A 3651-nucleotide genomic window follows, 5' to 3' on the forward strand; every position below is an offset into this window, starting at 1 on the left:
TTTCCTTCATAAAAGCGCATAGACAATATCATCTTTTCACGCTGGCCCAGGCGATGCATCGCTTCTCGGAGAGCAATTTCCTCAATCCATGAGACGTCCTTATTTCTGTCATCACTGATCTGATCCATCACATAGATTGGGTCGCCCCCGTCGTGATATATCGGCTCGAACAGCGAAACCGGGTCCTGAATTGCATCCAATGCGAACACCACATCTTCTTTAGGCACATTCAGCGCCTCAGATATTTCAAAAATCGTTGGTTCCCGCGAGTTCAGATTTGTCAGACTGTCCCGCACCTGAAGCGCCTTATATGCAATATCCCGCAAGGAACGGGATACGCGGATCGGATTGTTATCCCGCAAATAACGGCGAATCTCTCCGATGATCATCGGCACCGCATAAGTGGAGAACTTTACGTTTTGCGAAAGGTCAAAATTATCAATCGCCTTCATTAGGCCGATACATCCAACCTGGAACAAATCGTCCACAAACTCCCCCCGATTGTTAAAACGCTGAATTACACTCAGGACGAGCCGGAGATTGCCATTGACCAATTTTTCTCTGGCTGATCGTTCATTATTTTGCTGAAGTGATGTGAACAGCTCACGCATTTCTGCATTGGTTAATACCGGCAGTTTGGCAGTATCCACACCGCAAATTTCCACTTTGTTTCGGGTCATCGTGTCTTACCTCCCAAGGAGCAACATTAATGTACATTATCTCCTGAGGGCATTTTTTTATTCGCCGTTTCCATCGCTTCCGGATATCCCCAAGCATTATACCATTTTATTAAATTCCTTTCGTAAGCGCTTTATAATCCGTTTTTCCAGACGCGAAATATACGATTGCGATATACCCAACAGGTCGGCAACGTCCTTCTGTGTCTTCTCTTCTCCGTCTTGTAAGCCGAAGCGCAATTCCATAATCAAACGCTCTCGATCCGTCAGCTTATCCAGTGCCTTATGCAACAATTTACGGTCTACTTGCTCCTCAATATTACGGTAAATGGTATCATTTTCCGTGCCCATCACATCAGAAAGCAACAGTTCATTACCATCCCAATCGATATTCAGCGGCTCATCAAAAGAAACCTCTGTTCTCGTTTTGCTATTACGACGCAAATACATTAATATCTCATTCTCAATGCATCGGGATGCATAAGTGGCAAGTTTGATTTTCTTCTCTGGATCAAAAGTGTTCACCGCTTTGATCAGTCCAATAGCACCGATGGATACAAGATCCTCAATGTTGATTCCCGTATTTTCAAATTTACGGGCAATATACACGACTAACCGCAAATTCCTCTCGATGAGCATCGACCGTACTGCTGCATCTCCAGAAGAAAGCTTTCCAAGCAAATACTCTTCCTCATCTCTTGTCAATGGAGGGGGGAGCGCCTCACTACCGCCAATGTAATAAATTTCTTCACTTTTCAACCCGAATAAAAATAAAATACGATAATATTGCAGTTGTAATGCTAGTCTAAATTTCATTTTTAAATTCATTTGTTCCCTCATATCATTCTCCCCCTTTTGAAAATAGTACAAGTCAAGCCTTGCTGAGCTCCGTCCATTCCAGCATTGAATGTTTCTCCTCGTCTGTAAACCTTGTCCTGTGCTCTTCTCCATTATCCTGATTCAGTAAAATGATCCCTAGCATATGCTTCTCGTTTCAGGTTTGTATCAGCCTCCCCCTCTTCGTGTGCCGTCACATCTGGATGGATAATGGCACGGTATTTGCCCTCTGCCGATAACTTTCCCCCGTCCAAGCCAATCAGCACTCGATGATGTACAAAATGGACCCCATTCATCACCACCTCTACTCGATCTGGTTTGAGTGCGAGCATAAAGGAATGACTTCGGTTAATTCCACGATAAGGGACAAGACGAACCCGATCCTGCCAGCTGAACGATTCCTCCCCCAGATCCATCACTAGTTGGTCAGCATTACCCTCAGAGCATTTTCGGAGCCAAGAGGCGGGTAGATACGATTCCCACAAAGCCGCCTCCATGACCATCACTGGAGTTCGGGTCAAAGGATCATGCAGTTGGTTACCTGTATCCAACAAGCCTGTACACTCAATATGGTCCTGCCCAATCCAAACCTGTACTTGCCCCAAAAAGCCACTCATCCTTTCGGTGCGCTGCTTGGAGGACTGAACAATACGAAAGAAGAGCATCACTCCGCCAAATGCGCATAAAATAAACCAGAATGCGATTTTCAATTCAAAAGACATTCCACCTGAAGCGGTGTACCAGATGCCATTAAACAACTCTCCCGTATTTTGGAGAAAATAATGCATCCCCAAAATGCCACCTGCAGCTACAAAATTGATCATGTAAAAGGCACCCATTGTACGAAGATACTTTTGCATGCTGCCAAAGCCAAAGGCGACTAACAGCATGATGACCGATAAGGCCAACTTAATTAGAAACGTAAATAAAAATGACAACTCCGGCACAAACATCATGACTACGTACATTGCACCAATTCCAGCTGAGGTTATCAATCGCCACCACACCGGACGGATTTTTCTCATCCAGGCGGTAACCATTAGCAACACAGCATCAATGAACAAATTGGCCAAAAATATCAAATCGATATAAACAACCAAGGATTCACCCGCCCAGCATTTTGCAGGATAGGCTTAAGTATAGTAGTCATACAGTTCAAAGTCTGTCTAACGGTGGGGACGGGGTCCGACTAATTTTGTCGGAAAGAGGAGAAGGGACTGACCATGCGGAATGGGGAGAAAACAGAAAGAAGCCCGCATCTCCAAGGAGTATGCGGGCTTTCTGAATTTGAACTAGTTATCGTTATTATTATTGCGTGAACGGTTACGTAAGAATGTCGGAATATCCAATTGGTCACTGCTTTGTGAGTTACCAAATGGACGCAGATTAGGAGAGGACTTTTCCGTTGCTTCGGAAGCCGCTGGGTTAGCAGCTGGTCTACGTCCTGGTGCTGGCTGGCTCGGTTTACCTTCAAAGCCAGTAGCGATCACGGTAACCTTAATCTCTTCTTTCAAGTCTTCATCAATGATCGCACCGAAAATCATGTTCACTTCCGGATCGGAAGCCGATGTAACAATCTCAGCCGCTTCATTGACTTCGTACAAAGACAGGTTGGTGCCGCCAGTGATGTTCATAATGACACCACGCGCACCCTCTATGGACGTCTCTAGCAACGGACTCATGATAGCCTTGCGCGCTGCTTCAGCGGCACGATTTTCACCCGTCGCTTCGCCAATCCCCATTAACGCGGAGCCACGCTCTGTCATAATCGTTTTTACGTCAGCGAAGTCAAGGTTGATCAGACCCGGTACAGCGATCAAATCCGAAATACCTTGTACGGCTTGACGCAAAACATTATCTGCTTCACGAAATGCTTCCAGCATTGGGGTTTTCTTGTCCACAATTTCAAGCAAACGATCATTCGGGATTACAATCAAGGTGTCTACTTTTTCTTTTAATCCCTCAATGCCAAGTTCAGCTTGATTGGAGCGTTTACGCCCTTCAAATGTGAATGGTCGGGTTACCACGCCTACAGTCAGCGCACCGCATTCCTTAGCAATTTCAGCAATGACAGGGGCCGCTCCGGTTCCTGTACCGCCACCCATTCCCGCGGTTACGAATACCATATCCGCGCCTT

4 protein-coding genes are annotated in these 3651 nt (G+C 45.8%); all 4 read right to left on the bottom strand.

Annotated elements, in window-relative coordinates; genetic code table 11:
* On the bottom strand, window positions 1-680 hold a 680-nt coding region (gene sigG, locus AC5V8P_RS24240), incomplete at its 3' end, for an RNA polymerase sporulation sigma factor SigG (RefSeq protein WP_495473958.1).
* A 96-nt stretch (window positions 681-776) separates the two neighbouring features.
* A complete protein-coding gene (sigE, locus tag AC5V8P_RS24245; RefSeq protein WP_044785336.1) occupies window positions 777-1517 on the bottom strand; it encodes an RNA polymerase sporulation sigma factor SigE in 741 nt (246 codons plus the stop codon).
* Between the two features lie 110 nt (window positions 1518-1627).
* Entirely contained in the window at window positions 1628-2614 is a 987-nt protein-coding gene (gene spoIIGA / locus AC5V8P_RS24250; protein ID WP_063210145.1) for a sigma-E processing peptidase SpoIIGA, read from the bottom strand.
* A gap of 192 nt (window positions 2615-2806) precedes the next feature.
* A partial coding sequence (gene ftsZ, locus AC5V8P_RS24255) for a cell division protein FtsZ (RefSeq protein ID WP_495473959.1) occupies window positions 2807-3651 on the bottom strand: 845 nt, incomplete at its 5' end.

It is taken from the genome of Paenibacillus sp. N119s, assembly GCF_059447605.1.